The following is a 25,721-nucleotide window of genomic DNA, read 5'->3' as shown; positions in this document are numbered from 1 at the left end:
GATACCGGATTGGCCGTCTGTTCGCCAAACGAGCCGTCGCCCGGTCGAACGCTCGACCGTTACTCGAAGTCGCCAACACGCGCGTTCACAGGCCTTCAGTCCAGATACGTCGTCTCGTTCTGCGTCAACTCGTCGTCGACGTCGCCCGTGTTCCGCGTCGCCGCCGGTTCGAAGAGCAGTATCTCGGCTTCCGCGTCGGCGACGGGGCGGTGTTCGACTCCTGCGGGGACGACGAGTAGTTCGCCTTCTTCGAGGACCACCGCGTCGTCGTCTCGGAACTCGATGCGGAGTTCTCCGGAGACGACGAAGAACAACTCGTCGGCGTCGTCGTGGCTGTGCCAGACGAACTCGCCGTCGACTTTGGCGAGTTTCACCGCCTGCCCGTTGAGTTCGGCGGCGACGCGCGGCGACCACTGCTCGTCGAAGGAGTCGAACGCCTCGGACAGTGCGACTTTCTCGGGCAGCAGCGTGCTCACTCCTCGCCGACGCGAACGACGTTGATGAGCGAGTAGACGGGAACGCCGTCTATCTCCTCGATACCCTGTTTGTCGACGATAACGACGGCCGCTTCGACTTCGCCGCCGTGGTCGCGGACCGCCTCGATGGTCTGGCGCATCGTCGTGCCGCTGGTTATGGTGTCGTCGACGACGTAGCAACTGCGGTCACGTATCTGTGCGAAGTTCCGCGAGAAACTGCCGCCGAGGTCTTCGATATCGCCTTCTTCCCACTGATGTTTCGCGGGCGCGAACGACCCGAGGTCGGTGTCGAGTTCGCGGGCGACGACCGTCGCAATCGGCGCACCGGCTTTCTCGATGCCGATGGTGAGGTCGACGTCGTCGCCCTCTTTGCTGAGTAGGTCGGCCATCGCCCACGCCATGTAGCTGAGGCGGGCGCTGTCGCGGCCGACGGCGCTCCAATCGATGTGGATGTCGTCGGGGCCGGTGCTACCGGCGGGCGCAGCGCTCGTTTCCTCGGGTTCGGAACTCGTTGCACCGCTGCGTTCGACGAGCCAACTCGCCGTCTCGCGGGAGACGTTCAGTTCGTCGGCGATTTCGCCCTTCGAGAGGCCGCGCTCTGCCAACTCCGCTGCGCTTGAGATGAGGTCATCGACGTTCTTCATACGTACTGAATTGCACGGCGGTTTTTATAGTGGTGTCGTCGTCGTCGAACGCCCGCTCGAACTCGTCGAGTCCGTAGATACCGGTGACCAGCGAGTCGAGCAACCATTCGGGCATCGCCGCCAGCGACTCCGTTGCCGCCTCGAAATGCTTGACGTGGGAGTTGACGCTGCCTACCAGCGCCTTGTTGTGGAGGACGAGTTCGCTGTGGAACGCGCCGCCGTCGACTTCGAACTCCCAGTCGCTCGGAACCCCGAGCAGCGCAGCGACGCCGTTCGGCGCGAGCGCGTGGACCGACTGGAAGACGTGTTTCGGGAACCCGGTCGCCTCGTAGATGAAGTCCATCGACTCGTGGACATCGGGAATCTCGTCGACGGGCGTCTCTCGGGAGTCGACGTACGTCGCGCCGAGTTCCTCGATGATGTCGATGGTCGGGTCCGGGCGGTCACGGCGGCCGAGACAGTAGAGACGGTCCGCGTCGTAGCCGTATTCGAGGCCGAGCATCGCCAGCGTGAGCAGACCCAGACTGCCGTTGCCGAGGACGAGCGCCGACTCGGGGTTCCACTCGAACGCCGACCGGGAGGCGTAGGCGTGTTCGATAGCCTTCTCGGAGATAGAGACCGGTTCGACGAGAAAGCCGACCGAGGCGAGGGCTTCGGGAATCACCACGAGATACTCCGCCGGACTGGTGAAGTACTCGGCCATGAACCCGTGCGCACCGTCGATACCGCGTTCGTGGTACTCGCCGGCGGGAGCCATGTCCGGTTCGCCCCGCTGGAAGTACTCGTTCGCGCCGTTCGGTCGGCGGCGAACCGTCGGGACGACGACGTCACCACGTTCGAGGTCCGTCCCGTTCGGGTCTTCGACGACGCCGACGGCTTCGTGGCCCAAGACGAGATACTCCTCACCCTCGGGGAACCCGCCGTGACCCCCGCTGAGCACCTCGTGGTCGGTGCCGTCGACGCCGACCCGAAGCGTTCGTACGAGTGCCTCGCCCGCTTCCGGCTCCGGTTTCGGCACGTCGACGAGACTCGGGTGGCCGTCTCCTTGGTACACCGCTATCGCTTTCATGACTCGGAGTAAGACCCTGACCACCAAAACATTTATTCTCTACCGAGTAAACACTAGATACGTCGGTGAGCGCCGTACGCGACGCTTCAGCCCCGTCGCGTGATTCGCATCAGCGAACGTCATCCAGCCAGCCAGCCACGTGAGCGCTCACCGCACCCCATGCCTCTTTCCGGGCTTCTCTCACTGTGAAATCTACACGCACCAGCGGGGAGTCCGGCCCTTCGGCGGCCGCTTTCAGCGGTCGACTTCGCCCATAATCGTGTCGAGACTGCCGAGCGTCGCGACGAGGTCCGGTACGTACTCGCCGTTCGCCATCTCCGGGAGTGCCTGGAGGTTCGAGAAGGACGGGCCGCGAATCTTGAAGCGCGCGGGTTTGTCGGTGCCGTCGGCGCGGATGTAGATACCGAGTTCGCCTTTCGCCGCCTCGACGGCACGATATATCTCGGTATCGTCGTCGGGGCGGAGCGTCCGCGGGACGTTCGACTGGATGTTCCGCTCGTCTTCGGGCCACGCTTCGAGTACGTCGACGCACTGCTCGACGATTTTCGCAGACTCCTCCAGTTCGCGCAGACGGACGAGTAGCCGCGAGTAGTTGTCACAGCCGTCTTCGAGGGCGACGTTCCAGTCGAGTTCCGGATAGTAGCCGTAGGGGTCGTCGCGGCGCAGGTCGTAGTCGACGCCCGACCCGCGAAGTACCGGCCCGGTACAGCCGTACTGTTTGGCGACCTCCGGCGGGAGAACGCCGGTGTCGAGCGTGCGCGCTTGCAGAATCTCGTTGTTGGTCAGCAGGTCGTGGTACTCTTCGAGTCGCCGCGGCATCGCGTCGGTCAGCGTGCGCACCTTCTCGAAAAACTCGTCGCGCGGTTCGGGGAGGTCCCAGACCACCCCGCCCAGCCGGAAGTAGTTGAACATCAGTCGCTGGCCCGTCAGGTCTTCGAGCACGTTCTGGACCCGCTCGCGGTCGGTGATGGCGTACATGAACGTCGCGGTGAAGTCGCCGACGACGTCTATCGCGTAGGCGCCGACGGCCAGAAAGTGCGAGAGCATCCGACTCAACTCCGCGGCCATCGTCCGGACGACCTGTGCGTACTCGGGCACGTCGATGGTTGCGAGGTCTTCGGCAACTCGTGCGTACGCCCACTCGTTGAGCAACCCCGCGCCACCCCAATCCCAGCGGTCCGGATACGGCATGATTTGATAGCGGTACGTCCCGCTTTGACACATCTGCTCCTCGCAGCGGTGGATGTAGCCGATGTCGGGGTCGACGTCGACGACCTGTTCCCCGTCGAGGGTCACGCAGAGGTGCAACACTCCGTGCGTTGCCGGGTGATGCGGACCGATATTCAAAAGCAACGTATCGGTGCCGTCGCCGGATATCTCGGCGGATTGGGCGTCGTCGGTGACGCGTCTGTCCGACTCCAGCGGGTTCGAGCGTTCGTCGTAGCGGACGATTTGGGGCCGCTCTTGGTTGTAGTCGCGCGACAGCGGATGGCCTTGCCACGTCTCCGGCAGGAGGATTCGTCGGGGGTCGGGGTGGCCGTCGTACTCGATGCCGACGAGGTCGTACGCCTCGCGTTCGTGCCAATCCGCGGTTCGAAACACCGGTTCGGCCGTCTGACTCACTGGTTCGTCTTTGGCGGTTGGCACGACGACACTCACCTCCCGCGTCGGGTCGTCGTACCGCTTCAGGTGATAGATACTCTCGTAGCGGTCTTCGTACTCCTGAGCGGTGACACACGAGAGATGGTCGTATCCCGCCTCCGCTTTCAGCGTCGACAACGCCTCCTGCACGCTGTCGCGGTGGACGACGAAGGCCGGTGCGTTCAGGTGGTCGTCGCGGGCGACGACGGACTCTCCGAGGAGTGCTTCGAGGTCCGTCGCCGTGTCGGCCGTCGATTCCGAATCTACCTGCTGGAGTGTCTCCGCGTCGGCGTGCGCCGTCATCTCTGGTGGACGATTCGCCGCTCGTCGCCTCGTGGTTCTGCCTCAATCCCGAGGCGGGTTTATATACGACCGTCGCACACCGCCTCAGACCCCGCCGTAGCCGCCGTCGACGAGTTCCCGCATCACGTGTTGTTCGGCCTTTCGGAGGTGTTCGCCCGCCGTCCCCGGCGAACAGTCGAGACGCACGGCGACGTCGTCGAGCGTTCCCTCTTTCGGCGTCTCGTAGTAGCCGATATCGACGGCAGCAGCGACCGCTTCTCGCTGTCGGGCGGTGAGCGACCCGCCCCGTTGGAACTTCTCGGCGTCGTACGTGCCGACCTGTGTCACTTCGACGCCGATGCCGTCCGGTATCGCCGAGAGCGCCGACCGGAGCGCCTCGTCGGTTCCCACGGCAGTTATCGTCATCGTCCGGTCCTCGTCGTACGTCACCGGTGGGACGAGCACCAACTCCGATTCGAGGAAGGCGCGGACCTGTTCGTCGTCGACGACCGAGAGATGCTCTCGAACGCAGAGAAAGAACGCGTCGTCGCCCGACTCGGACAGTTCGTACTCCCGTATCGTGTCGGTCGCTTCGAGCGCCGCCCGATACCGTTCGGCGTCACCTTCGACGTAGAACAGCATCGTGATTCGCTCGTCGGGAGTCGGGTTCCACGCGAGGAGATTCGACGAGGAGAATCCCGGTTCTCGAACCACGAACTCGTGCATCGGATGGGTCGTTTCCTCTGTGTGGCGGAGCGTCGCGCGGAGATGGCGCATAGTTCGTTCTGAGTAGACAGCGAGTCAACAATTAACCTGTCGCTGGCGACGCCACCGACGGTGACACCATCGTCTCCCATCTCCACGCGGACGGCGCGCACCCGAGTTTATCCGCGACGACGCCCTACAGAGAGTCGTGTGCACTCTCACGCTCGCGTGGCAGGTGTTTCCCGACGCGCCGGTCGTCGTCGCGGCCAACCGCGACGAAGCGCTCGGTCGTCCGTCGGAACCGCCGACGAAACTCGAAGACGACCCGGCCGTCGTCGCCCCCCGTGACGCCGAGGCCGGCGGCACGTGGGTCGGCTACAACGAACACGGCCTGTTCGTCGGCATCACGAACCGCTGGATAGACGCCGACCCGGTCGCCGACCGCTCGCGGGGCCTGCTCGTCCGCGAGACGCTCCGCCACGAGTCGGCCGAGGACGCTGCCCGCTTCGTCGAACGCGAACTCGACGAGCGAAGCTACGACGGGTTCAACCTCGTCGTCGCCGACGCGAACGCAGCAGTACTGTTCGAGTGGGACGGTCGCCTCCGCGTCTCGCAGTTCGACCCCGGCGTCCACGTCGTCGTCAACGTCGGTGCCGACGACTCCTTTTCGATTCCCTCGTTTCGTCCCGAAGTCGGCGAACAACAGGCCGAGAACGCCCGCCTGCTCCGCGAAGCGATGCACCCCGAACCCGGAGAGTCGTCGGAGACGTGGCGCGACCGGGCGGCGTCGGCACTCGGCGACCACGAGTTCGGGGTGTGCATCCACGGAGATGGATTCGGAACGCGCTCTTCGTCGCTCATCACCATCGGCGAAGGCGGTGCGAGCTATCGGTTCGCCGACGGGCCACCCTGCGAAACCGACTACGTTCGGGTCGAAAGCCACATTTAAGCGGGTCGCGCGTCGTGTATCCAGTATGAACCTGCGCACGCCACAGACGGAGGTGTTCGCGTGAGCGCCACGGACCTCGAAGCCGACCTCACGGAGGACGAGCGCCGCGGACTCGAACTCATCCGCGAGACGCGGGGCATCCACCAAAGCGACTTCTGGAAGCAACTCGACATCGGGTCGCGGAAGGGAAGCCGCATCGCCGAGCGACTCGCCGAGACGGGTCTCATCAAACGCTCCGACACGGTGTACGAGGGGCACAACACGTACTTCCTCGAACCGGCGGCGCGTGACCTCGAGTTCTCGTTGCTCATGGCCGGCGACATGCTCTCGCCGTACATCGGTGAGGAGGAGATTGACCCGAAAAGCGACGCGTTCTCGCAGTGGCTGATGAACCTCGCGTACGACGAGTACTGAACCGCTGTTCCTCGTCTTTGTTTTATTCTGACCCGGTTCTGAGAAACATCGCTTTCGACGCCGGTCTGGTCTCCTCGAAACCGAAGCGTTCGTAGAAGCCGTCGACGTCGGCGACGAGGTTGACGTACGCATTCGGCGGAGCCTCTTCGTCGAGAAACGCCAGTAGTTCCTCCAGAATCGCGCTCCCAAGGCCCTCCCCTTGGTGATCCGGATGGACCGCCATATCGACGATTTGGTAAACCGTTCCTCCGTCACCGACGACGCGAACCATTCCGACCGCTGTCTCTGCGGCACCCGTGCCACCTTCGGGTCCCGCCGTATCGACAGCGAACGCGGTCACTGCGAACAGACTGTTCGGCAGTCCTCGTTCGACACCCTCGCGGGAGCGCGGGCTCATTTCGGCCGCCTCACGGAGCGACAGATACGTCTCCACCGACGGCACGGTCGCTCGAATCTCGTACTCCATGCCGCAGAAGGGTCGCAGCCGTGGGTTTCAGTTTCGGTTCGCCGCGAGAGGCGAGAACGTCGCTTACTCGGCGTCTTCGTCGTCGCTCGCCAGCACGTCGTGTTCTGTGAGGTACGACTCGATTTCATCCGCCGAGTGCTCGGTGTACCGCTCGCTCTCGACGTCGATAGTGGCGAGGCCGACGCCTTCCGGTTCGAGGCCTTCCTCGTTCGCCTCGGCGAGCGCCGAGAGCGCGAGTCCGATACCGCCCTCCAAGTCGGCGTCTTCGGTGTAGTTCTCTTCGAGGTAGTCGCGGATGTCCGCGCGATTCGCGCCGACCGAGAGCGCCTTCCACTCGTACGGCGTCCCCGAGGGGTCCGTCTCGAACAGGCGCGGTTCGCCGTTCTCGATGCCGCCGACGATGAGCGCGACGCCGAACGGGCGCGCGCCGCCGACTTGGGTGTACTGCTGGATGTGGTCGGTGACTTCCTTCGTCAGCGACTCGATGCCGATAGCCTCGCCGTAGCGGAGGCGGTTGACCTGTGCACGCTGGCGGGCGAAGTCGATGAGTTGGCGCGCGTCGGCGACGTGACCCGCCGAGGCGATGCCGACGTGCTCGTCGGCTTTGTGGAGTTTCTCGACGCTCGACGGTTCCATGAGCGGCGAGCGACTGCGTTTGTCCGCGGCGAGGACGACGCCGTCGGCGGTTCGGACGCCGATGCTCGCCGTGCCTCGTTTGACTGCCTCGCGTGCGTACTCGACCTGGTACAGACGGCCGTCGGGCGAGAAGATGGTGATGCCGCGGTCGTACGCCTGCTGTTGCGCTTGTCCCTGCATAAGTATCACTCGAAATCGAGTTTCGTCGCGCCGAGAACGCCCGAGGGAAGGCGGACGCACAGCGCGTCGTCGCGGACGACCGCCGACCGCTCGGAACCCTCGAACACGACCTGTCTCTTCTCGGATGATGCGGCCGCGCCGCGTAAATAGCTTTCTTCACAGGCGCGCACGGTGCCGGAGACGCCCCTAACGCGTATCCCGATTTCGTCGTCGGCGACGCTGCTCACACAGGCGAGTGCGGCACGAGCGTCTCCGACGTGGCCGCGACGAACCCGAACGACGGCTTCACCGACCCCGTCTTGGAGTTCGAAGCCGTACACCGTCAGGTCGGCGTCGGCGCTGCCGGCGTCACCGAGGAGGTTCTGGGCGGCGTACCAGAGTTCACGCTGGAAGTCGCCGCGGATAAACGTCGCGTCGGGCCACGTCTCGATGCCGACCGCGAGATATCGCCAGCGCGGCCGGAGATGTTTCGGCAGGTGTTTCATCGAGGTGGTTACTCGTCGGATTCGTCGGAGCTGACGTCGGTTGACTCGGCGGCAGCGGCGTCGACGCCAGCGAACCGTTCGGCGACGAGGACACCGACTTGGTCGTGGACGCGTTCGATGGCAGTCAGCACGAACCCGGCGTCTGTGAGACAGTCGGCGAGATGGCCGACCGTCGACGGGTCGTCGACTTCGGGGCTGTAGAACGGGTCCTCAGGGTTGGGTTCGCCGAAGAACATCACGTCGCCGAGGACGAACTTTCGGGGGCCGAGGCCCGCGATAACCTCGATGGCTTCGCGTTTCTCCTCGTCGGCGAGGTGGTGCATGGCGAAGTTCGAGACCACCACGTCGACTTGGCCGTCGTAATCGGGTTCGCGGAACGTGCCGCGGCCGAACTCGACGTTCTCGATTCCCTGTTCTTCGGCTTTCTTCTCGGCTTGCTCCATCATCCCCTCGCTGATGTCGCGGCCGACGACGCGCTTTGCTTTGGGTGCGAGCGCCAACGCGATAGCGCCCGTTCCGGTGCCCAAATCGAGCGCGACGTCGTCGGAACCGGGGTCGGCGTGGTCGACGACGAGCGACGCGCAGGCGTTGTACTCGTCGGAGTTCTGACTTTCGTCGTAGTTGGCGGCAATCTTCGAAAAGCGGGCGGCGTGTTCGTCAACCGTCTTCTTCATACCTGCCCCGTTTGACCCCCGGGGCTATGAACGACTCGGACGTTCGCTCGCGGTTCCGGGCGGCGAGGCGGCCCCACTCACGGAGTCCAGTTTTCACCTGTTCTTCCGAAAAGCCCACTCGCTCACCGACGGCGACGAGTTCTCGCGGCGCACGCAGTTGCAGATGCGAAGACGGGTTCGCGCTGACGACGAAGGGAACGTCGTAGTACTCGACGAGTTCGCGGAGTTTCCGCATCGATTTCAGCGCCTGCACGCGTCGGCCGCCGTCGGCGCGCAGCACTCGCCGGAAATCGAACTCGACGCGGACGCCGTTTCGTTTGGCGGATTTGGCGAGGACGTGGTTGAAGTCGCCGCCGGCCATCGGCCGCGAGAGCACGTCGATTCGCTCCTGTTCCGTTGCGAAGCGGTTCAGGTTGTCGTCGCCGCCGCGCAGGACGAGCAAGGTGGTTTTCGGCCGGAAGTTGCCGACTGCGCCGCTTGCTTGCTCGGGACCCGCGGCGACGATTTCGACGGCGTCGACGACATCCACGCCGTAGCGGTCGCTGGCGCGTTCGCAGGCGTCGTGGTCGGGTGCACCCTGCGACCGGACGACGACGCCCTCGAAGCCGTACTCGGCCGCGGTGCGGGCGAAACGCGAGGGAGTGCTGTCGCCGTCGGGGTGGGCGTGGACCGCTTCGTACATCGGGTTCTGTTTTTCGTCGTCGTCGCGGGTGCTTGTCGGTTTCGGGACTGTACGGCTGACCGGCGTTCGAGAGACGATAGCTTGGAGTCAGTCGACGAGTGCGAGAACGACGAGGCCGAACGAGGGGAAGCCGAGACAGAATACGGCAGTCGTGAGTTCGCCCGGCAGCGCGCTGTAGCCGAGATGTTCCAGTTCGATTTGGAGGAGGATGCTCGCAACTCCGCCGCCGACGATGAGCGCCAGAAACAGGAGTTTCGCTCGGAGGGGATGGTTCCACGACTGCCAGTTCGACGTGAGCAGGCGGAATTCGAGTTTTCCGAGCGTGTCGGTCATACGTTCTCGATTCGTGGGAGTGGAATAAGTGTTGGTGTATCTAGATGAGTACAGACACTGTACTCGAACGAGCGAACAAGCGGACTCGGTCGTCGCACAGTATCCGGACGCACCGAGAGACCGCACCGCCACCGCTTCGGCCCTCCCCACCCTCGTCGGGCGCATAGACGCGCCCGACTCCCTCGCGCATCTCTCGGGCGGACGGAACCGCCCTCGGGCGCGCGCCACCGACGTACTTCTTCGCTACTCGAACCGACTCGGATTCTTCGTCGCTTCCGCCACTCTGACGGCCGCGACGTTCTCGGGCACGTCGTGGACGCGGACGATGTCCGCGCCGCGGTCGACCGCCAGCGCAGTAGCGGCGACCGTCGCATCGAGGTTGTCGCCGGCTTTCTGTCCGACGAGTTCGAACATCGACTTGTGGGAGTGGCCGACCAGAATCGGACAGCCGAGCGCCTCGAACTCTGAGAGCCGAGAGAGGAGTTCGAAGTTTTCGACCTTCGACTTCCCGAAGCCCAAGCCGGGGTCGACGACCACGCGCTCTCTCGGGATGCCCGCTTTTTCGGCGAGTAGGACGCGCTCGTTCAGTTCCTCGATGACGTCTTCGACCACGTCGTCGTACTCCACATCTCTGTCGGGGACGACCGGCGCGTCGATGCTGTGCATGACGATGACCGGTACTTCGCGCTCGGCTGCGAGAAATCGCATCTCCGGGTCTTCGAGGCCGGTCACGTCGTTGAGGATGTCGGCCCCGGCGTCGAGCGCCGCGCGGCCGACTTCCGCTCGTCGGGTGTCGACGGAGATAGCCACGTCAAGGTCCGAGATGGCCTCGATGACCGGAACGACTCGGTTGATTTCGTCTTCTGTCGAGACGGGGTCCGCGCCCGGGCGGGTGCTCTCACCGCCGACGTCGACGATGTCAGCCCCGGCGTCGACCATCGCCTGCGCCCGCTCGATAGCGGCGTCGGCGTCGAAGAACTCGCCGCCGTCGTGAAAGGAATCGGGCGTCACGTTCAGAATACCCATCACCGACGCGCTCTCGGTCCACGGATACTCCTCGCCCCCTTCGCTCCCGTCGCTCTTGGCGAGTTCGAGACGTTCGCGGAGGTCAGCGGCGACGTCCGAGAGGCCGTAGGGGTGGCCGTCGAGCGAGTCGAGCAGTCGCTCGAACTGCGCGAGCGTCCCCGAAAGCACGACGTCGTGCAGTTCGCCGTCGCTGTCGAGACCGGAACTGACGCACTCGCCGCCGAGACGTGCCATCTCGGTTTCGAGAACGCGGGCTTGTCGACTCTCAACTTGCGTCTTCACGACGCGGTGAACCACGTCGTTTTGGGCGTCGTCGACGTTCTCGGTCGTCGCACCCGCGCGTTCCAGCACCTCGCGGGCGTCCGTCGAGGAGTCGACCGATTTCGGAATCTCCAGTCGGGTCCACTGCCGCCGCGCCTCCGCGACGCAGAACAGCGACCCGGTCAGAAGCACGCAGTCGTCGGGGTCGGCCCGTTCGACAGCGGCCGACAGTGCGTCGGAGACCGACGCGATGCTGTCGACGGAGTCGACGCCCGCCCGCTCGAACACCCGGGCGAGGATTTCAGGGTCTTCGGCCCGACTGAGGTTCGGCCGGCAGGTCGTCACCGACTCCGGCGTCGGCAACGCGGCGGCCATCTCGCGGTGGTCTTTGTCGTGCATCGCGCCGAACACCAGATGGAGGTTCTCGTAGTCGAACTCCGAGAGTACGGATGCGAGAACCTCGAACGCGCCCGGATTGTGCGCGCCGTCGAGGACGACCATCGGCTCTCGGCTCATCACCTCGAACCGGCCGGGCCAGTGGGCGTTTCGGAGGCCGCGGGCAACCGTCTCAGTATCGAGTTCGACGCCGACTTCGTCGGCCGCCTGCCGGGAGAGCGCGACGGCGACACCCGCGTTCTTCGCTTGGTACGCGCCGAGCATCGGCACTCTGGCGTCGACCTCGAACGAATCCGAACTCGAATCCGAGGCCGCCCCCGAATGCGACTCCTGTGCGACGGTGACGACGGACTCGGTGTGGTTGACGCGGCCCTCGTAGCTCACACGGAGGTCGGGTTTCTCGGGTGCGTCGGCGTCGTTCGGGTCCGAGACGGTGAGCACGTCGCCCGCCTGCGCTCGCACGGCGTCGAGTGCGGCGCCGGTCGTGGCGGTGACCAGCGGTCGGTCGGCGGGGGCGACGTGGGCTTTCGTCGTCGCAATCTCCTCGATGGTGTCGCCGAGCACCGCCGTGTGTTCGAGCGTGACGTTCGTGACGGCGCTGGCGACGGGGTCGACGACGCTCGTCGCGTCGAGTTCGCCGCCCATCCCCACCTCGAGCACCGCGACGTCGACGTCTTCGCGCCCGAAGTACCAGAGACCGAGCGCCGTAACCGTCTCGAAGAACGTGAGCGGTTCACCCGCGGCCGCCCGGTCCACGAGGTAGGGTTTCGCCTCCTCGACGAACGCACAGAGCGCGGACTCGGGCATCTTCCGCCCGTCGACGCGGACGCGTTCGCGGAGGCTGTCGAAATGTGGCGACGTGTAGAGACCGACGGTACAGCCAGCCTCCCGAAGCGTCGACTCGACCATCCGCGCCGTGCTTCCTTTCCCGTTCGACCCCGCGACTTGGACGAACCGGACGTTCTCGTGTGGGTCTCCGAGGTGGTCGAGTAGCGCCCGAACGGACTCGGTCCCCGGCTTTACTTGAAAGCGGCGGAGGTCGAAGAGAAAGTCCGCCGCCTCGGAGTAGTTCATGCATCGTCCGAGTTTGCGACTCCGCTTAGGCCTATCGGACCGTCTACTGCGGTTTCGACGCGTCCGAGGCCGACGAGTTCGGAGCCACGACCTGACGACTCCGAGACTGCTCAGTCGCCGAAACAGCGCCGTTCCTTGTCATTACTGGCAACCGAGATATCCGTCCGAACACAGTACGTTCACATCCGAATTTCATGAGTGATGTAGTGTTTTCTCCGCTCTACACGAGTCTGGCGACGTTCACCGACCGGTCTCCGCCAGTGCAGACCGTCGCCATCGCTGTTGCGTTTCTCGTCGGCTTCTACCTCGTGAACCGCCTTCGCCCGAGAATCGAAGCGAAATACGACAGCGACATCGCCGAGATGGTGACGGTGACGCTGCTGGTCGCCGACCTCGCGGCGGCGGTGTTGGCGCTCGCAACCGTCTGGAACCTCGTCGTCGTCTTCGACGTGCTCGCAGAGGCCATCCTCGTGGACCGTTGGACCGCGGTGCGACAGGTCGTGAGCGTCGCCGTGTTGGCGACGGCGTACTTGCTCGTTCGACTGGTCAACCGCTCTATCGACCGACTGGCGGCGACGGAGGCGTTGACCAAACACCAGAGCGAAGTGGCCTACCACGTCACCAACGTCGGCCTCTTCGGCGTCGGGTTCGCCGTGCTTCTGTACCTCTGGGGTATCCAACTCGGCAACCTGTTCATCGGCGCGGGCGTCGCCAGCGCCGTCGTCGGCCTCGCGGCCCGCGAGACGCTCGCAGCCATCATCGCCGGGTTCGTTCTCCTCCTGTCGCGGCCGTTTCGCGCAGGCGACTGGGTAGAAGTCGACGGTCGCTCCGGCATCGTCGAGGACGTGACCATCATCAACACGAAACTGCGGACGTACAGCGACGAACACCTGCTCGTCCCGAACGACCACATCACCAACAACCAGTTGATGAACTACTCGCGCAGCGACCGCCTCCGCATCGAAATCGACGTTGGCGTCGACTACGACACGGACCTCGAACGGGCCCAAGAAGTCGCCGAGGCGGCGATGGACGACATCGGCGCCGTCCGCGACGTTCCCTCGCCGCGGGCGATTCCACAGGAGTTCGGCGACTCTTCGATACTGTTCGACCTCCGCTTTTGGATTGGGGACCCGACGATGCGTCGGTTCTGGAAGACGAAAGGAGCGGTCATCCGAGAGATAAAGACTGCCTTCGACCGGGAAGGAATCTCGATTCCGTTCCCGCAGCGGACACACTCTCGAAGAGAGGCCACAGCGACCGCAGCACCCGAGATACCCGCTCGCGGCGACGACGACTGAACGTAAAACGGGCCTGTACGAACAAGCCCACGTCGGTTGTCGCTGCGCCGACGACACACGAACGAGATGCTCGGTTCCCTGACTGTCGGTCGAAAGGCGGCGAAGTACGGCTACAAGAAATACGGCGTTCCGGGCGCTGTCGTCGCCGGGGGTGCCGCTGTCGGCGGCGTCTACGTCGCCCGGAAGACGGTCAAATCGAAACTCCGGAGCGAGAGCGCGACGCTCGACGAGGCGGTGGGAGACGGGTCGGAGAAATCGACTGTCGACGTCGAGTCCGCCGAGTCGGTCGACACTGTTGAGACGGTCGACCAATCCGACGAGTCCGACGACGCTACCGAGACGGACGCCGCCGAACGCGGAGACGTCGACAGACACGAGGACGTCGACGAAAGCGAAGTCGAAGACTCCCGCAAAACGGACAACGGAACGGTCGTAGACGGCGAAACGGGTGCAGACGACAACAGGGATGTAGACGACAACACGGGCGCAGATGACAACACAGACACAGACGACACGTAGCGGAGCGCTCCGGCACCACCGGACCTGCCCCAACGAATAATATTCTCGGCGTGGCGTATTTCGTGTGACCGAATACACGCTGCACGAACCGACGATTCGCGGGGCGACCAAGGACGCACCGAACAGTTCGCTCTCGGAGAACGACTTCGCTACCGACGACCTCGCAGACCTCGACGACCACTACCTGCTGTCGACCTCCGGTATCCCACCGGAGTCGTTCGAGGACCTGTATCTGCCGGTGGTTCACCTCGACCAGCGACTGAGTCTGCCGCTTCTCCGACAAGCGCTCAACGACGTGGAGACGATGGACGAACTCGACGCCGAGACGAAAAAGGAGACCATCGACTTGCTCCACGACCTCGGGGAGTGCTTCCCCGACGATAGCCTCAGAAACGACAGCCAGTAACGACGACCAGTAACGACGACAAGGCCCGTTATTCGGGCCGCAACCGGTCCTGTTCTCGCCGCGCACTCCGGTCGGTGTCCAACACGATGCCGAGTGTCAGAAAGACGCTGCCGAGCGCGACCCAGACGGGTGTCGACCCGACGTCGCCGCCGATGCCCATGTACGTGCCGATTCCGAGGAACGCGACACCGAGGGTCAAGAATGCAACGTGCATACGTGCATGTCTGGCTATACCATGATAAGACTACGCACGCGACTCTCTCAGTGAGAGACGTGTCCGTCGGAGATAGTGGGGCCGGAAAAAGACGAGCGTCGACGACTCTTTCGAGACCTGAAATCTCGCTAGCGCTCAGTCGTGTCTGAAGCACCGGTTTTCACCGCGACGCCACCTCGAAAAGGACGAGACCGATAGCGACGCCAGCGCCGACAGCCAGTCCGAACAGCAGTCCTGCTTCAATCGAGCCTTGTTGGAAATAGCCGATAACGACTGCTAACCCAGCGGCAGCCGCGACGTAGCGCAGCGCGCGCCGGAGCCGAAACAGAATCTGACTACTCACGTGCTGTATTCGTCCGAGAGCCGTAATCAACGATTGGGTAGTCAGCGTACGTTTGACTTCACGACGAGCTTTGGCCACTCCTTTCAGTCGTGCCTAAAGCACCGTGACATCAGTTCGCTCGCCACGGATTTCCCTCACTAATCGTGACGGAAACACCGCCGACCGGTGAACACCATCACCATGTCGTGCTCGTCGGCGGCGGCGACGACGTCGTCGTCGTTGACCGAACCGCCGGGCTGAATCACGGCCTCGATACCGGCCTTCGCCGCTTCCTCGATACCGTCGGGGAACGGGAAGAACGCGTCCGACGCCATCACCGCGCCGTCGGCGGATTTCCCCTCGGCGTGTTCGTCGGCTTTCATCGCCGCCAGTCGGACGGCGTCGACGCGGCTGACTTGTCCCATGCCGACGCCGACCGTCTCCGTACCGTCGGCGAAGAGGATGCCGTTGGATTTGACGTGTTTGAGCACCTTCCACGCAAAGAGCATCGTCTCCAGTTGTTCGTCCGTGGGTTCGCGCTCCGTGGCGACTTCGAGGTCGTCGACGGTCGGACTCCACAGGTCGCGCTCTTGGACGAGTCGGCCGCCCACGATGGGTTTCTCGGTGTGGCGCTCGGAGATATCGCCGAGTTCACCCACGTCCAACACTCGAAGGTTCTTCTTCTCGGTCAACACTGAAAGCGCGTCGTCGGTGTAGCCCGGCGCGACGACGACTTCCTTGAACGAGTCGACGACGAGTTCGGCCGTCTCCGCGTCGCATTCGCGGTTCAGCGCGACAATCCCTCCAAAAGCGCTCATCGGGTCCGTCGAGAGCGCGCGCTCGTAGGCTTCCGAGAGCGTGTCGGCGGTCGCACAGCCGGCGGGGTTGGTGTGTTTGATGACCGCCGCGGCGGGTTCGTCGAACTCCTTGATGAGGTTGAGCGCGCCGTCGGCGTCGTTGTAGTTGTTGTACGACAGCGCCTTCGCGCCCTCGTTCAACTGCGGGGCGCTGACGACGTTCGCCTCCTCGCAGGCGTCGTCGACGTACACTGCTGCATCCTGATGGGGGTTCTCGCCGTAGCGCAAGGTGTCGCCGCGGCGTTCGGAGACGACCCGGCGCGACGGGAGGTCGCCGCCCTCGTCGCCGTCGACGGAGACGCGGCCCGACTCGGAGTCGACAGTTACGCGGTCTTCGGCGAACCAGCGCACGGCGCGCGGATACGCGGCGAACTCGGCGTCGTACAGCACGCGGTCCTTCAGCGACGCTTCGTCGTCGTCCTCGAAAACGGGGACGGCCTCTTGGGTGACGATAGGGCCGGCGTCGACTTCCTCGGTAACGACGTGGACCGTACAGCCAGTCGTCCGGACACCGGAGTCGAGAACCTGCCCGTGGGCGTCGTTGCCGGGGAACGACGGAAGCAAGGAGGGATGGACGTTCAGCGTCGTCGGCACCGCGTCGAGGAACTCGCTCGTCAGAACGCGCATGTAGCCGTCGAGGCAGACGAGGTCGAACTCGTACTCCTCCAAAGCGTCGAGGATGCGCCGCTCGTGGGAGTCGCGGGACTCTCCCTCGTCGCGTTCGACGCTCTCGGTCGGGATTCCGCGACCGCTCGCCGCGTCGAGCACCGGCGCGTCGTCGTGGTTCGACAGCACGACGCTCAACTCCGCCCCGCCGGGCGCTGCGTCGGCGATGTGTCGAAGGTTCCGTCCGCGATTGCTCGCCAGACCCGCGATTCGTAGCATACGAAACACGCCCACCGCCGTGGGAAAAACAGTTGCGGTCTTTCGAGCGTGTTTATACAAATACTTGTATAGTATTGGCGGAATGTTGCCGGGCCATCCGAAGCAGTATGCACAGAAGTGGGTTGCACTCATCGACACGCTTTTGCCGCGTCCGCGGACACACCCGAGCATGACAGACCTCTCTCGAAACGACCCGCTGTCGGCGGTCTCGCCGGTCGACGGGCGGTACGCGCGCCGAACCGCGCCGCTGGTCCCGTACGCCAGCGAGTCGGCGCTGATGCGCGCTCGCGTCCGTGTCGAAGCCGAGTATCTCGTTTCGCTCGCCGACCTCGACGCGACGCCGATTTCGCTCTCGGACGCCGAACGCACTGCTCTCGGCGACTGCTACGAGTCGTTCGACGGCGACGATGCCCGACTGGTCAAGCGTCTCGAAACCGAGGGCACTGAGCAGTATTCGGCGACGAACCACGACGTGAAGGCCGTCGAGTACTTCCTGCGGGTTCGTCTCGGTGAGTCCACGGAAGTAAAAGACGCCGAACGCCTCCATCCGTGGATACATTTCGGTCTCACGAGCGAGGACGTGAACAACCTCTCACAACGGTTGCTCGTCAAACCCGCCGTCGACGACGTGTTGCTCCCGGCGCTCGCGGACGTGCGCGACGAACTCACGTCGTTGGCGCAGAGCTATCGAGGAACGCCGATGCTCGCACGGACCCACGGCCAACCCGCGACGCCGACGACGTTCGGCAAGGAGATGGCCGTCGTCGCCGCCCGTCTCGGCCGGCAGATGGGTCGCATCCGCGAGGCCAACGACGCGCTCTCGGGCAAGTTGGCCGGTGCGTCGGGAACTTACGCCGCCCACGTCGCCGCCTACCCCGATGTGGACTGGCGCGTCTTTTCGGAGTCGTTCGTCCAGTCGCTCGGTCTTCGACACACCGCGCTGACCACACAGGTCAACCCCTGCGACGACCTCTCGGCCCTCTTCGACGCGCTCCGCGGCGCGAACAACGTCCTTCTCGATTTGGATCGCGACGTCTGGCTCTACGTCTCCGACCGCTACCTCGGCCAGCGAACCGTCGAGGGCGAGACGGGGTCGTCGACGATGCCGCACAAAGTCAACCCCATCGACTTCGAGAACAGCGAAGGAAACCTCTCGAAAGCCAACTCGGATTTGACGTTCCTCGCCGACTACGTCACCACGTCGCGTCTTCAGCGTGACCTCTCGGACTCGACGGTGAAGCGCAACATCGGCGCGGCGTTCGCGCACTGTCTCATCGGCTACGGCAAGACCGAGACGGGACTCGGAAAGGTCGTTCCGAACGAGAAAGTGATGCGCGAAGAGTTGGAGGCGACGCCCGAAATCATCGGCGAGGCGGTCCAGACCATCCTTCGACGTGAGGGTGACACCGACGCGTACGAACGGGTCAAGGAACTCACCCGCGGCCGCGACGTGACCATCGAGGACTTCCGCGCGCTGTTCGACGAACTCGACGTCTCCGCCGACGTGCGCGAGGAACTGCGCGCGCTCTCGCCCGCCGGCTACACGGGCGTTGCGGACGAACTCGTCGGCGAGTTGGACCGAGACGGCGAGAACTGAGTGCGGTCGTCCGCCGGCGTGTCCCTCGCACCGCCGAGAAGATATTTATCCTGTCACGAAAAACGACGGATATGGTCTCCAACCACAGCCCATCCAGCGCACAGACCCACGACGGGTGCGAGAAGTGCGGCCACGACGAAGCGACGACGGACTCGATTTCGACGACCGGCAGCGGTCTCTCGAAGTTCTTCGACATCCAAACGAAGCAGTTCACCGTCGTTTCGTGTACGAACTGTGGCTACTCGGAACTGTACAAAGGGCAGTCGAGCGGCAACGTCGTCGACGTCTTCCTCGGATAGTCGACGGACTCACGCGGTTTGGACGCCGACGTTGACCCGTCGAGGCGCCGATTCGCTCGTGAACCGATAGCTACGAGCCGTAGCCTCCGACCTGCACCTCCACGAACGAGTCGTTTCCGCAGACGCGACACTGTTCGGGGGGTTGGTGCCGAGCGTAAACGATAGCGCACTCCGCGCACGCGTAGAGCGGCCCACCGTGCTGGTTGTACTGGTCCGACATACCGAGAGTACAGTTCAGACACCCAAAAGTATCCCAGCCGACCCCGCTGACCTCCCCCGGATGTACCGACCACCAACTGGCGAACGTAGTGTCTCTCTGGCACAGTGAGTGGACCACGAACGGGGTCGTTCCCTCTACTCAGCCGTTGAACGTCGTCGGCACGCCCGCGAACCCTTATGCGTCCCGGCCGCCTCTGCGAAGAGAACCCATGGGGATTTTCAACGAGTTGGGCCGACAGGTCGAGCAGTTCAAACAAAGTGTAGAGAAGACGGCCGAAGAAAACGCAGCGTACCGGTGTCGAGAGTGCGACGCACGGTTCTACACACAGCACGACCAGTGTCCGGAGTGCGGGTCGACGAGCGTCGAATCGACAACCGAGGACTGAGTAACACCGTCCCCAAACGTTCGCTATCCGTCCTCGCCGACGAGCGACTGCAACGTCTCCGTCACCGAATCGGCGGCCGCTCGAACCTCGCTCACTCGAACGTACTCGCGGTCGGCGTGCGCTACCGGCCCCTCGTCGTCGGCGAGCACCCCGGGACCGAAGACGACTGTCGGCGCGGGCGAGAAGTACGACGCCTCCGTCGCGGCGGTAAACGGCCGAACCACATCCCCAGAAGCGTCGGCGAGCGTCCGGACGAGTTCGTGGTCCGGTTCGGTCGAGAACGCCTCCAGAAACGGCGTTTCGCGTTCTGTAAGCGCGAACTCGACACCCACGTCGTCGGCGACGTGCGCCCGGACGTGAGCTTCGAGCGCCTCACGGAACTCTCGCGCTGTCTCCGGCGGCACGCTCCGTCTGTCGACCGTAATCGAACATCTGTCCGGAACTTGGTTCGTCGCCTCGCCACCCGAGATGACCGTCGGTGTCAACGACGGTGCACCGAGTTGCTCGTGCGTCGGCGGCGAGGTGTCGCTGACCGCGTCGTACGTCCGAATCGCTTCGAGCGCCCCTTCCGCGGCGGCGACGGCGTTGGCTCCCGACTCCGATTCGGCGGCGTGGGCGTTCTCACCCGACAGTTCGATAATGCCCTCGAACCGCCCTTTCGCGGCCGTACACACGTCCAACCCGGTCGGTTCGCCGACGATGTAGGCGTCGCCGTCGAGGTTCAACGCGTGTGCTCCCGTGGAGAGTACCTCCTCGTCCGGCGTCACTGCGAGCGTGAGTGTTCCCTCGTGGGGGTCGGTGGCGAAGAATCCGGCGAGTAGCGCTGCGAGCGGGCCTTTCGCGTCGCAGGCCCCCCGACCACGAATCACCTCGTCGTCGCCGCTGCCCTCGCGTTCGTAGTCGACGTGCGGCGAGACGGTGTCGATGTGTGTGTTCAAGACGACGTGCGGCGAGCCCTCACCGCGAGACGCGAGCGTGTTGCCGGCGTCGTCGACGATGGTGTCGATACCCCGAGATTCCACGGTCTCGACGAGCAACTCGCGCATCGCGGAGACGTCCTCGTGCGACTTGACGCGGACCGCTCGGTCTAAGAAGTCGATTGGGTCGAACTTCTCGGACGCCCCGGACTCCTCGGACGCCTCGGATTCGTCCGACAGGTCGCCGCTCACTGTTCGGGCATGGCGGCGAGTCGACCTTCGTACTCCGCTTCGACGGGGCCGCGGAGTGTCGCACTCCCGCGGTCGGGAACCGTGATTTCGAGGTCGCCGCCCGGCGGCGAGACGCGGACCGGGTCGTCACCTTCGACGTGGCCGAGGCGCTTGGCGGCGGCGACGATGGCGACTGCACCCGTGCCGCAGGACTGGGTTTCGCCCTCGACACCCCGCTCGAAGGTGCGCTGGCTGAACCCGCCGTCGTCGTCGCGGGAGGCGAGCGTGACGTTCGCGCCCTCCGAGAAGACGTCGGCGTGGCGAATCGCGGGCGCGACGGCGTCGAGAGCGATGTCGTCGACGTCGTCGACGAACGCGACGGCGTGGGGAACACCCGTGTTCACAGCCGTGAGTTCGAGGCCGTCGAGTTCCTCGGCGACGAGTTCACCGTCGTGGTCGGCTGCCAGCGGCACGTCTCGCGGGTCGAACGTCGGCACGCCCATCTCGACGGTGATGTCGAGCGGGTCGTCGCCTCCGGCGTTCCCGCGGACGACGGCGCGCTTGGTTCCCGCTTGGGTGTCAATCATGAACTCGGTGGCGTCAGTTCGGGCGGCCGCCCACGCCGCCGCACAGCGCGCGCCGTTGCCGCACATCGCGGCGACGGAGCCGTCGGGTTGGACGAGCGTCATGACGATTCGCGGCGGGTGAAAGCGATGTTCGAGCGCCAAGAAGAGGACGCCGTCCGCGCCGCGTCGGTCGTGTGCGCCGGATTCGTCGGCGACGCCGGTTTCGCGGTCACAGTGCGTCTCGGCGAACCGACCGCGGTACGGCACCGAGTCGTCGGCGTCGACGACGACGAAGTCGTTGCCGGTGCCGTGGAACTTCTCGAACGATACAGTGTGGTTGAGTGCTGGGCTCATCGTGATTCTACCTCCGTGAGGTCCGTAAGCGTCTCGCGCCGCCGGACCAACGCGGCGTCTTCTCCGCTCTCTCCGCTCTCGCCGCCCGCTCCACCGCCGAGTGCGACCTCCGCCGGCCGCGGCCGGGAGTTGTAGGTGCTCGCCATCTCGTAGCCGTACGCCCCCGCGTTGCCGATAGCGAGCAGGTCGTCCCGGTCGGGACGCGGCAGGGGACGGTTCTCGCAGAACACGTCCGAACTCTCGCAGATGGGGCCGACCACCGTCGCGCCGACGGTTTCGCGGGCGTCGCCCGCGTCGGTTCCTCCCGTCTCGGCCGACAGATTCCGAATCGCGTGGTACGCGTCGTACATCGCGGGTCGAAGCAGCGTCGTCATCCCGGCGTCGACGCCGGCGACGACCGTCTCGGGCGTCTCCTTCACCGTGTTGACCCGCGTGAGGAGCACGCCCGCGTCGGCGACGACGTAGCGGCCGGGTTCGACCGCGAGCGTCGCGTCGATATCGCCGAGAGCCTCCCGCGTCGCCTCCGCGACGGCGGGCAAATCGAGCGCCGGTTCGTCTTCTCTGTAGGGGACGCCGAACCCGCCGCCGACGTCGACGAATTCCAAGTCGACGCCCGCCGCCGCCACCTCGCGGGCGAGGTCACCCATCCGGCGGACGAGTTCGCGGTGGTTTTCGAGGTCGTCACCGGAGATGCCGCTGCCGGCGTGCGCGTGGATGCCGACGAGGTCGAATTCTTCACTTGCCGACTGGACGAGGTCGGCCGCGCGGTCGTACGGGACGCCGAACTTTGCGTTTGCACCGGTGCGGACCTTCTCGTGGTGGCCTGCGCCGACGCCGGGGTTGACACGAATACAGAGTCGACCGTCGAATCCCCGCTCTCGGAGTCGCTCCGCGGTGTCGGCCGCGCCGACGGTGATGGTGAGGTCGGGGTGTTCACGCCACGCGTCGACGACGTAGTCGAGGTCCTCGGCGGGCGGATGAACGGCGGTGTACTGGAGTTCGTCGCCCGAGAACCCCGCACCGAGCGCGCGGTGGACCTCGCCGGCGGACGCGCACTCGGCAGGCAGTCCGGCCTCGCGGACGGTTTCGAGCACCGCCCGACCGGTGTGGGCCTTCACCGCGTAGCGGACCTCGGCGTCGGGGAACGCATCGCGTAGGCGTGTGCAGTTCTCCCGGACTCTATCGAGGTCGGTGACGTACAGCGGCGTGCCGTACTCGTCGACGAGTTCGTCGAGGCGTGCGGCGTCCCAGTCGGCGAGTCGCCGGACTGCTGGGTTGTCGCGCGCGACTCGGTTGCGGTCTTCGTCGTGCGATACTCCGCCAGCCGAATCACTCATTCTCGGAGTGCCTCCTCCCGACGAGTGGCGTCGAGGGTGTCGTCTTCGACGTCGAGCGCGACGACGGCGGGCTTGAACGCTCCGCCCGCAAAGAGGTCGTGGTCGCCGAGCGAAGACTCGACGAAGCGCGTGAACGCGCGTCGCTCCGGCGGCAGTTCCCCGTATATCACTTCCTCCTCCACGAGGTCGTAGACGGGAATCCGCGGCGTCAGCAGGGTGTTCTCGCCGACGATGCTGTTCTCGCCGACGACGAACCCCGAGGTGACCCGGCAGCCAGCGCCGAGCGAGACGCCGTCTTCGACGACGACCGGGGCATCTTCGACCGGTTCGAGCACGCCCCCGATGAGCGTGTTCGCGCCCAACTTCACGTTCGCGCCGATTTGCGCGCACGACCCGACGGTGTCACAGGAGTCGACGAGCGTGCCATCGCCGACGTAGGCGCCGATGTTGAGAAACGCGGGACTCATGACGATACAGTCGTCGCCGAGGTGCGCGCCGCGTCGCAGGACGGTGCCGTCCGGCGTGTTTCGCGTGCCTCGCTCGGCCAAATCACCCGTCTCACGCAGCGGCAACACGTCGTGATACGTCACGTCACCGTACTCTCGCGGTTGAGTGTTTCGCAGGCCGAAATTCAGGAGAATGCCCCGCTTGACCCACTCGTTTGCTTCCCACGAGTCGAGAGAGGTTCCGGTTTTCTCGGCCGCCCGCACTTCGCCGGCTTCGAGCGCGTCGAGGAACGCGTCGAGCGTCTCCAGTTCGGTGCTGCTTGCCGTTTCGGCGTCTATCTCGTCGTCGTCGTAGCGCTGCCACAGGTCGTCGATGTCGGATTCGAGCGTCGTCATCGTGAGTCTCCAATTACGTCCGAAAAGTCGTATCGACCGGCCTCGCGGCCGGCGAGCCATACCGCCGCGTCGAGCGCTCCCGCGGCGAAGACGCCGCGAGAGCCAGCGCGGTGGGTGAGAGAAAGCACCTCGTGGTTGCCGGCGAGAAGCACTTCGTGTTCGCCGGTTACGTCGCCGGCGCGGCGCGCGTGAACACCGATTTCGCCGGCTTCTCTGGGTTGGTCGCCCTCGCGGCCGTGGACTCTGTTGTCGGTCTCGCGTTCGGTTTCGATGTCGTCGAGGATGGTGTTTGCCGTGCCGCTGGGCGCGTCGCGCTTGCCGTTGTGGTGCGTCTCGGTCAGTTCGATGTCGTAGCCGGGAAGTGCGGAGACGGCCTCGCGGACGGCCCGTCGGAGTCCGGCGATGCCGCGCGAGAAGTTCGCCGCTTTCAGGAGGGGAATCGACTCGCCGGCATCTTCGAGCGCCGCGTTCTGCTCGGCGGAGAAGCCGGTCGTCCCGACGACGACCGGTATCTCGGTTCCGACGCAGGCGGCAACGTACTCGACGCTGGACTCAGGTCCGGTAAAATCGACGAGCACATCCGGGTCGCGCTCTTCGAGCAGCGACGGCAGGTCGGCGGCGTCCTCGAGTTCGTCGTCCGTGTCGTCACCGCTTCGTGAGACGACGAGCACGACGGTCAGGTCGTCACGGTCGGCGGCCAGTTCGCGGAGTTCGACACCCATCCGACCCGTCGCGCCGGTTATGGCGACTCGGACTGGTCGCTCGCTCAGTTCTGGTACGTCCTCGCCGTCGCCGCCCGCGCTCATCCGCTGGTCGCCTCCGCTTCCCGTCGTTGCAGGTCGTCGAGCAGTTCCTGCAGGCGCTCGCGGTGCTGTTCGGAGAGTCGCGTCAGCGGCGCGCGCAGGTCGGCGGGACCGTAGCCGCGCATCTCCATCGCTTCCTTCACCGGGATGGGGTTGGTTTCGACGAACAACTGCCGGACGAGTTCGCCGAGTTCGTGGTGAATCTCGCGGGCACGGGCGTAGTCGTCGTCCAGTGCGGCCTGCACGAGTTCGACGGTTCGCTCGGGTTCGACGTTGGCGACGACGCTGATGGTGCCGGTTCCGCCGACCGAGAGAACCGGGAGCGTGAGGCCGTCGTCGCCCGAAAGCACGGAGAAATCCTCGTCTCGGGTGCGTTCGACGACTTCCGAAATCTGATTCAAATCGCCGCTGGCGGCCTTGTAGCCGGCGATGTTCTCGTGACCGGCGAGTTCGACGACGGTGTCGACGGTCATGTTGCGGCCGGTTCGAGAGGGGACGTTGTAGACGATTTGCGGCACGTCCACCTCGTCGGCGATGGTGCGGTAGTGGTCGACCATCCCGGCCGGTTCGGGCTTGTTGTAGTACGGCGAGATGAGAAGCAGCGCGTCCGCGCCGGCGTCAACCGAGCGCTGTGAGAGTTCGAGCGCCTCGCGCGTCGAGTTAGAACCGGAGCCGGCGATGACCGGCACGTCGACGGCGGAAACGACGGCTTCGACCACTTCGACGTGTTCGTCGTGGGTGAGTGTCGCGCTCTCGCCCGTCGAGCCAACGGGAACGAGGCCCGAAACCCCGGCGTTTTCGAGGCGTCGGGCGTCGGTCTGCAGTTGTTCGAAGTCGATACGTCCTTCCGAGGTGAACGGCGTCGTCATCGCCGGGTACACCCCGCGGAACTGGTCGGTTGTCATTGGTGCTGTGTGGATGTCGAGAGAGACGGTGATGTATCGGTGCGCGTCGAAGCTCACCCGGGACGGGGTCGCCACCCCCGCCGCGAGCAATCAGAACGCGCGTTTTTTCAGAAAAGTCGGACGCGCCGCTGTCACGGGGTCTGTCCCGAGCGCGACGTCCGGTGATGTCACGTTCGCACAACGGCATCTGCGGGATTTATACCTTACGTCGTCTGCCAATCCTGCCGTTCGACGCGGTTCCAAACGCCGGCAGACGGCCGACGACGGTCGGTGGCCGGCAGCCGCTGATGACTGACGACTGACGAGCGACGGTAGTTAGCGACGACCGGAACACGAACGCCACCCGCCGCCGAGGTTCCGTTGCCCCG

29 protein-coding genes are annotated in these 25,721 nt (G+C 65.0%); 8 read left to right on the top strand and 21 right to left on the bottom strand.

The window, feature by feature from the left end; all coding sequences use genetic code 11:
• Positions 1 to 95 precede the first annotated feature (95 nt).
• From AUR64_RS07225 to AUR64_RS07205, 5 genes are all read right to left on the bottom strand, one after another.
• Positions 96 to 476: a cupin domain-containing protein gene (locus tag AUR64_RS07225; RefSeq protein WP_240479593.1), complete on the bottom strand. Its 381-nt coding sequence runs from the start codon at positions 474 to 476 to the stop codon at positions 96 to 98.
• The gene (gfcR, locus tag AUR64_RS07220; protein ID WP_058581272.1) at positions 473 to 1,120 is read right to left on the bottom strand and encodes a transcriptional regulator GfcR; all 648 of its coding nucleotides are present in this window, start codon (positions 1,118 to 1,120) and stop codon (positions 473 to 475) included. The genes AUR64_RS07225 and gfcR overlap by 4 nt, the downstream gene beginning before the upstream one ends.
• Positions 1,104 to 2,189, bottom strand: coding sequence for a glucose 1-dehydrogenase (locus AUR64_RS07215; RefSeq protein ID WP_058581271.1), 1,086 nt, complete (start codon positions 2,187 to 2,189; stop codon positions 1,104 to 1,106). The genes gfcR and AUR64_RS07215 overlap by 17 nt, the downstream gene beginning before the upstream one ends.
• Positions 2,190 to 2,423: 234 nt before the next feature.
• Positions 2,424 to 4,133, bottom strand: coding sequence for an NADH-quinone oxidoreductase subunit D (locus tag AUR64_RS07210; protein ID WP_058581270.1), 1,710 nt, complete (start codon positions 4,131 to 4,133; stop codon positions 2,424 to 2,426).
• 84 nt (positions 4,134 to 4,217) lie between these two features.
• Positions 4,218 to 4,889, bottom strand: a complete 672-nt coding sequence (locus AUR64_RS07205) for a helix-turn-helix domain-containing protein (RefSeq protein WP_058581269.1) — start codon at positions 4,887 to 4,889, stop codon at positions 4,218 to 4,220.
• 136 nt (positions 4,890 to 5,025) lie between these two features.
• On the opposite strand from AUR64_RS07205, the gene AUR64_RS07200 reads away from it, so the two are divergent.
• Positions 5,026 to 5,766: an NRDE family protein gene (locus tag AUR64_RS07200; protein ID WP_058581268.1), complete on the top strand. Its 741-nt coding sequence runs from the start codon at positions 5,026 to 5,028 to the stop codon at positions 5,764 to 5,766.
• Positions 5,767 to 5,826: 60 nt separating this feature from the next.
• Positions 5,827 to 6,180, top strand: a complete 354-nt coding sequence (locus AUR64_RS07195) for a helix-turn-helix transcriptional regulator (protein WP_058581267.1) — start codon at positions 5,827 to 5,829, stop codon at positions 6,178 to 6,180.
• A 22-nt stretch (positions 6,181 to 6,202) separates the two neighbouring features.
• Here the strand turns inward: AUR64_RS07195 and AUR64_RS07190 are convergent, their stop codons facing one another.
• The 7 genes from AUR64_RS07190 to folP all read right to left on the bottom strand — a co-directional run bounded on the left by AUR64_RS07190 (position 6,203) and on the right by folP (position 12,393).
• Positions 6,203 to 6,646, bottom strand: coding sequence for a GNAT family N-acetyltransferase (locus AUR64_RS07190; protein ID WP_058581266.1), 444 nt, complete (start codon positions 6,644 to 6,646; stop codon positions 6,203 to 6,205).
• Between the two features lie 63 nt (positions 6,647 to 6,709).
• Positions 6,710 to 7,462, bottom strand: a complete 753-nt coding sequence (psmA, locus tag AUR64_RS07185) for an archaeal proteasome endopeptidase complex subunit alpha (RefSeq protein WP_058581265.1) — start codon at positions 7,460 to 7,462, stop codon at positions 6,710 to 6,712.
• Between the two features lie 5 nt (positions 7,463 to 7,467).
• The gene (locus AUR64_RS07180) at positions 7,468 to 7,947 is read right to left on the bottom strand and encodes an Rpp14/Pop5 family protein (RefSeq protein ID WP_058581264.1); all 480 of its coding nucleotides are present in this window, start codon (positions 7,945 to 7,947) and stop codon (positions 7,468 to 7,470) included.
• A gap of 8 nt (positions 7,948 to 7,955) precedes the next feature.
• Positions 7,956 to 8,621 carry a class I SAM-dependent methyltransferase gene (locus AUR64_RS07175; protein ID WP_058581263.1) on the bottom strand — a complete coding sequence of 222 codons (666 nt, stop codon included), beginning with the start codon at positions 8,619 to 8,621 and terminating at the stop codon, positions 7,956 to 7,958.
• On the bottom strand, positions 8,605 to 9,303 hold the full coding sequence (locus AUR64_RS07170) for an RNase P subunit p30 family protein (protein WP_058581262.1): 699 nt from the start codon (positions 9,301 to 9,303) through the stop codon (positions 8,605 to 8,607). The genes AUR64_RS07175 and AUR64_RS07170 overlap by 17 nt, the downstream gene beginning before the upstream one ends.
• Positions 9,304 to 9,390: 87 nt before the next feature.
• Positions 9,391 to 9,636 (bottom strand): hypothetical protein, encoded by a 246-nt coding sequence (locus AUR64_RS07165; RefSeq protein WP_058581261.1) that lies wholly within the window; start codon positions 9,634 to 9,636, stop codon positions 9,391 to 9,393.
• Positions 9,637 to 9,879: 243 nt separating this feature from the next.
• Complete coding sequence (folP, locus tag AUR64_RS07160; protein WP_058581260.1) at positions 9,880 to 12,393, bottom strand: dihydropteroate synthase; 2,514 nt, start codon at positions 12,391 to 12,393, stop codon at positions 9,880 to 9,882.
• Positions 12,394 to 12,599: 206 nt separating this feature from the next.
• On the opposite strand from folP, the gene AUR64_RS07155 reads away from it, so the two are divergent.
• The 3 genes from AUR64_RS07155 (at position 12,600) to AUR64_RS07145 (ending at position 14,619) form a co-directional block, all read left to right on the top strand.
• Complete coding sequence (locus tag AUR64_RS07155; protein ID WP_058581259.1) at positions 12,600 to 13,694, top strand: mechanosensitive ion channel family protein; 1,095 nt, start codon at positions 12,600 to 12,602, stop codon at positions 13,692 to 13,694.
• A gap of 66 nt (positions 13,695 to 13,760) precedes the next feature.
• Positions 13,761 to 14,213 carry a hypothetical protein gene (locus AUR64_RS07150; protein WP_058581258.1) on the top strand — a complete coding sequence of 151 codons (453 nt, stop codon included), beginning with the start codon at positions 13,761 to 13,763 and terminating at the stop codon, positions 14,211 to 14,213.
• A 64-nt stretch (positions 14,214 to 14,277) separates the two neighbouring features.
• Positions 14,278 to 14,619: a hypothetical protein gene (locus AUR64_RS07145; protein WP_058581257.1), complete on the top strand. Its 342-nt coding sequence runs from the start codon at positions 14,278 to 14,280 to the stop codon at positions 14,617 to 14,619.
• A 28-nt stretch (positions 14,620 to 14,647) separates the two neighbouring features.
• On the opposite strand, the gene AUR64_RS07140 is transcribed toward AUR64_RS07145, so the two are convergent.
• The 3 genes from AUR64_RS07140 to purH form a co-directional block, all read right to left on the bottom strand.
• The gene (locus AUR64_RS07140; protein WP_058581256.1) at positions 14,648 to 14,833 is read right to left on the bottom strand and encodes a hypothetical protein; all 186 of its coding nucleotides are present in this window, start codon (positions 14,831 to 14,833) and stop codon (positions 14,648 to 14,650) included.
• Between the two features lie 160 nt (positions 14,834 to 14,993).
• A complete protein-coding gene (locus AUR64_RS07135; RefSeq protein ID WP_058581255.1) occupies positions 14,994 to 15,176 on the bottom strand; it encodes a hypothetical protein in 183 nt (60 codons plus the stop codon).
• A gap of 137 nt (positions 15,177 to 15,313) precedes the next feature.
• The gene (purH, locus tag AUR64_RS07130; protein WP_058581254.1) at positions 15,314 to 16,897 is read right to left on the bottom strand and encodes a bifunctional phosphoribosylaminoimidazolecarboxamide formyltransferase/IMP cyclohydrolase; all 1,584 of its coding nucleotides are present in this window, start codon (positions 16,895 to 16,897) and stop codon (positions 15,314 to 15,316) included.
• Between the two features lie 169 nt (positions 16,898 to 17,066).
• Between purH and purB the strand changes: the two genes are divergently transcribed.
• From purB to AUR64_RS20900, 3 genes are all read left to right on the top strand, one after another.
• Positions 17,067 to 18,494 carry an adenylosuccinate lyase gene (gene purB / locus AUR64_RS07125; protein WP_058581253.1) on the top strand — a complete coding sequence of 476 codons (1,428 nt, stop codon included), beginning with the start codon at positions 17,067 to 17,069 and terminating at the stop codon, positions 18,492 to 18,494.
• A 71-nt stretch (positions 18,495 to 18,565) separates the two neighbouring features.
• Positions 18,566 to 18,793, top strand: a complete 228-nt coding sequence (locus AUR64_RS07120) for a zinc ribbon domain-containing protein (protein ID WP_058581252.1) — start codon at positions 18,566 to 18,568, stop codon at positions 18,791 to 18,793.
• Between the two features lie 428 nt (positions 18,794 to 19,221).
• On the top strand, positions 19,222 to 19,398 hold the full coding sequence (locus AUR64_RS20900) for a hypothetical protein (protein WP_169794659.1): 177 nt from the start codon (positions 19,222 to 19,224) through the stop codon (positions 19,396 to 19,398).
• A gap of 23 nt (positions 19,399 to 19,421) precedes the next feature.
• On the opposite strand, the gene AUR64_RS07115 is transcribed toward AUR64_RS20900, so the two are convergent.
• Genes AUR64_RS07115 through dapA form a run of 6 tightly spaced genes read right to left on the bottom strand, consistent with a single transcriptional unit; the run spans position 19,422 to position 25,353 of the window.
• On the bottom strand, positions 19,422 to 20,567 hold the full coding sequence (locus AUR64_RS07115; protein ID WP_058581251.1) for a M20 family metallopeptidase: 1,146 nt from the start codon (positions 20,565 to 20,567) through the stop codon (positions 19,422 to 19,424).
• Positions 20,564 to 21,466 carry a diaminopimelate epimerase gene (gene dapF, locus AUR64_RS07110; RefSeq protein ID WP_058581250.1) on the bottom strand — a complete coding sequence of 301 codons (903 nt, stop codon included), beginning with the start codon at positions 21,464 to 21,466 and terminating at the stop codon, positions 20,564 to 20,566. Before dapF ends, AUR64_RS07115 begins: the two co-directional genes overlap by 4 nt.
• Positions 21,463 to 22,803: a diaminopimelate decarboxylase gene (gene lysA / locus AUR64_RS07105; RefSeq protein WP_058581249.1), complete on the bottom strand. Its 1,341-nt coding sequence runs from the start codon at positions 22,801 to 22,803 to the stop codon at positions 21,463 to 21,465. The genes dapF and lysA overlap by 4 nt, the downstream gene beginning before the upstream one ends.
• Positions 22,800 to 23,645 (bottom strand): 2,3,4,5-tetrahydropyridine-2,6-dicarboxylate N-succinyltransferase, encoded by an 846-nt coding sequence (locus tag AUR64_RS07100; RefSeq protein ID WP_058581248.1) that lies wholly within the window; start codon positions 23,643 to 23,645, stop codon positions 22,800 to 22,802. The genes lysA and AUR64_RS07100 overlap by 4 nt, the downstream gene beginning before the upstream one ends.
• Positions 23,642 to 24,451 carry a 4-hydroxy-tetrahydrodipicolinate reductase gene (gene dapB, locus AUR64_RS07095; RefSeq protein ID WP_058581247.1) on the bottom strand — a complete coding sequence of 270 codons (810 nt, stop codon included), beginning with the start codon at positions 24,449 to 24,451 and terminating at the stop codon, positions 23,642 to 23,644. The genes AUR64_RS07100 and dapB overlap by 4 nt, the downstream gene beginning before the upstream one ends.
• Positions 24,448 to 25,353 carry a 4-hydroxy-tetrahydrodipicolinate synthase gene (gene dapA, locus AUR64_RS07090; RefSeq protein ID WP_058581246.1) on the bottom strand — a complete coding sequence of 302 codons (906 nt, stop codon included), beginning with the start codon at positions 25,351 to 25,353 and terminating at the stop codon, positions 24,448 to 24,450. The genes dapB and dapA overlap by 4 nt, the downstream gene beginning before the upstream one ends.
• Positions 25,354 to 25,721: the final 368 nt, after the last annotated feature.

Source organism: Haloprofundus marisrubri (assembly GCF_001469955.1).
Lineage (GTDB): Archaea > Halobacteriota > Halobacteria > Halobacteriales > Haloferacaceae > Haloprofundus > Haloprofundus marisrubri.
Note: the sequence above shows the minus strand (reverse complement) of the source record. Positions and strands in the feature narration are given on the sequence as shown.

What these genes read in the sequence shown, in the direction of transcription:
- AUR64_RS07180 (WP_058581264.1), bottom strand. Translation starts at nt 7,947, where the DNA reads ATGAAACACCTGCCGAAACATCTCCGGCCGCGCTGGCGATATCTCGCG.
- AUR64_RS07150 (WP_058581258.1), top strand. Translation starts at nt 13,761, where the DNA reads ATGCTCGGTTCCCTGACTGTCGGTCGAAAGGCGGCGAAGTACGGCTAC.
- dapA (WP_058581246.1), bottom strand. Translation starts at nt 25,353, where the DNA reads ATGACAACCGACCAGTTCCGCGGGGTGTACCCGGCGATGACGACGCCG.
- gfcR (WP_058581272.1), bottom strand. Translation starts at nt 1,120, where the DNA reads ATGAAGAACGTCGATGACCTCATCTCAAGCGCAGCGGAGTTGGCAGAG.
- AUR64_RS07205 (WP_058581269.1), bottom strand. Translation starts at nt 4,889, where the DNA reads ATGCGCCATCTCCGCGCGACGCTCCGCCACACAGAGGAAACGACCCAT.
- AUR64_RS07215 (WP_058581271.1), bottom strand. Translation starts at nt 2,189, where the DNA reads ATGAAAGCGATAGCGGTGTACCAAGGAGACGGCCACCCGAGTCTCGTC.
- dapF (WP_058581250.1), bottom strand. Translation starts at nt 21,466, where the DNA reads ATGAGCCCAGCACTCAACCACACTGTATCGTTCGAGAAGTTCCACGGC.
- folP (WP_058581260.1), bottom strand. Translation starts at nt 12,393, where the DNA reads ATGAACTACTCCGAGGCGGCGGACTTTCTCTTCGACCTCCGCCGCTTT.
- AUR64_RS07120 (WP_058581252.1), top strand. Translation starts at nt 18,566, where the DNA reads ATGGTCTCCAACCACAGCCCATCCAGCGCACAGACCCACGACGGGTGC.
- purH (WP_058581254.1), bottom strand. Translation starts at nt 16,897, where the DNA reads ATGCTACGAATCGCGGGTCTGGCGAGCAATCGCGGACGGAACCTTCGA.
- psmA (WP_058581265.1), bottom strand. Translation starts at nt 7,462, where the DNA reads ATGCAGGGACAAGCGCAACAGCAGGCGTACGACCGCGGCATCACCATC.
- AUR64_RS07190 (WP_058581266.1), bottom strand. Translation starts at nt 6,646, where the DNA reads ATGGAGTACGAGATTCGAGCGACCGTGCCGTCGGTGGAGACGTATCTG.
- AUR64_RS07175 (WP_058581263.1), bottom strand. Translation starts at nt 8,621, where the DNA reads ATGAAGAAGACGGTTGACGAACACGCCGCCCGCTTTTCGAAGATTGCC.
- lysA (WP_058581249.1), bottom strand. Translation starts at nt 22,803, where the DNA reads ATGAGTGATTCGGCTGGCGGAGTATCGCACGACGAAGACCGCAACCGA.
- AUR64_RS07210 (WP_058581270.1), bottom strand. Translation starts at nt 4,133, where the DNA reads ATGACGGCGCACGCCGACGCGGAGACACTCCAGCAGGTAGATTCGGAA.
- dapB (WP_058581247.1), bottom strand. Translation starts at nt 24,451, where the DNA reads ATGAGCGCGGGCGGCGACGGCGAGGACGTACCAGAACTGAGCGAGCGA.
- AUR64_RS20900 (WP_169794659.1), top strand. Translation starts at nt 19,222, where the DNA reads ATGGGGATTTTCAACGAGTTGGGCCGACAGGTCGAGCAGTTCAAACAA.
- AUR64_RS07140 (WP_058581256.1), bottom strand. Translation starts at nt 14,833, where the DNA reads ATGCACGTTGCATTCTTGACCCTCGGTGTCGCGTTCCTCGGAATCGGC.
- AUR64_RS07100 (WP_058581248.1), bottom strand. Translation starts at nt 23,645, where the DNA reads ATGACGACGCTCGAATCCGACATCGACGACCTGTGGCAGCGCTACGAC.
- AUR64_RS07165 (WP_058581261.1), bottom strand. Translation starts at nt 9,636, where the DNA reads ATGACCGACACGCTCGGAAAACTCGAATTCCGCCTGCTCACGTCGAAC.
- AUR64_RS07170 (WP_058581262.1), bottom strand. Translation starts at nt 9,303, where the DNA reads ATGTACGAAGCGGTCCACGCCCACCCCGACGGCGACAGCACTCCCTCG.
- purB (WP_058581253.1), top strand. Translation starts at nt 17,067, where the DNA reads ATGACAGACCTCTCTCGAAACGACCCGCTGTCGGCGGTCTCGCCGGTC.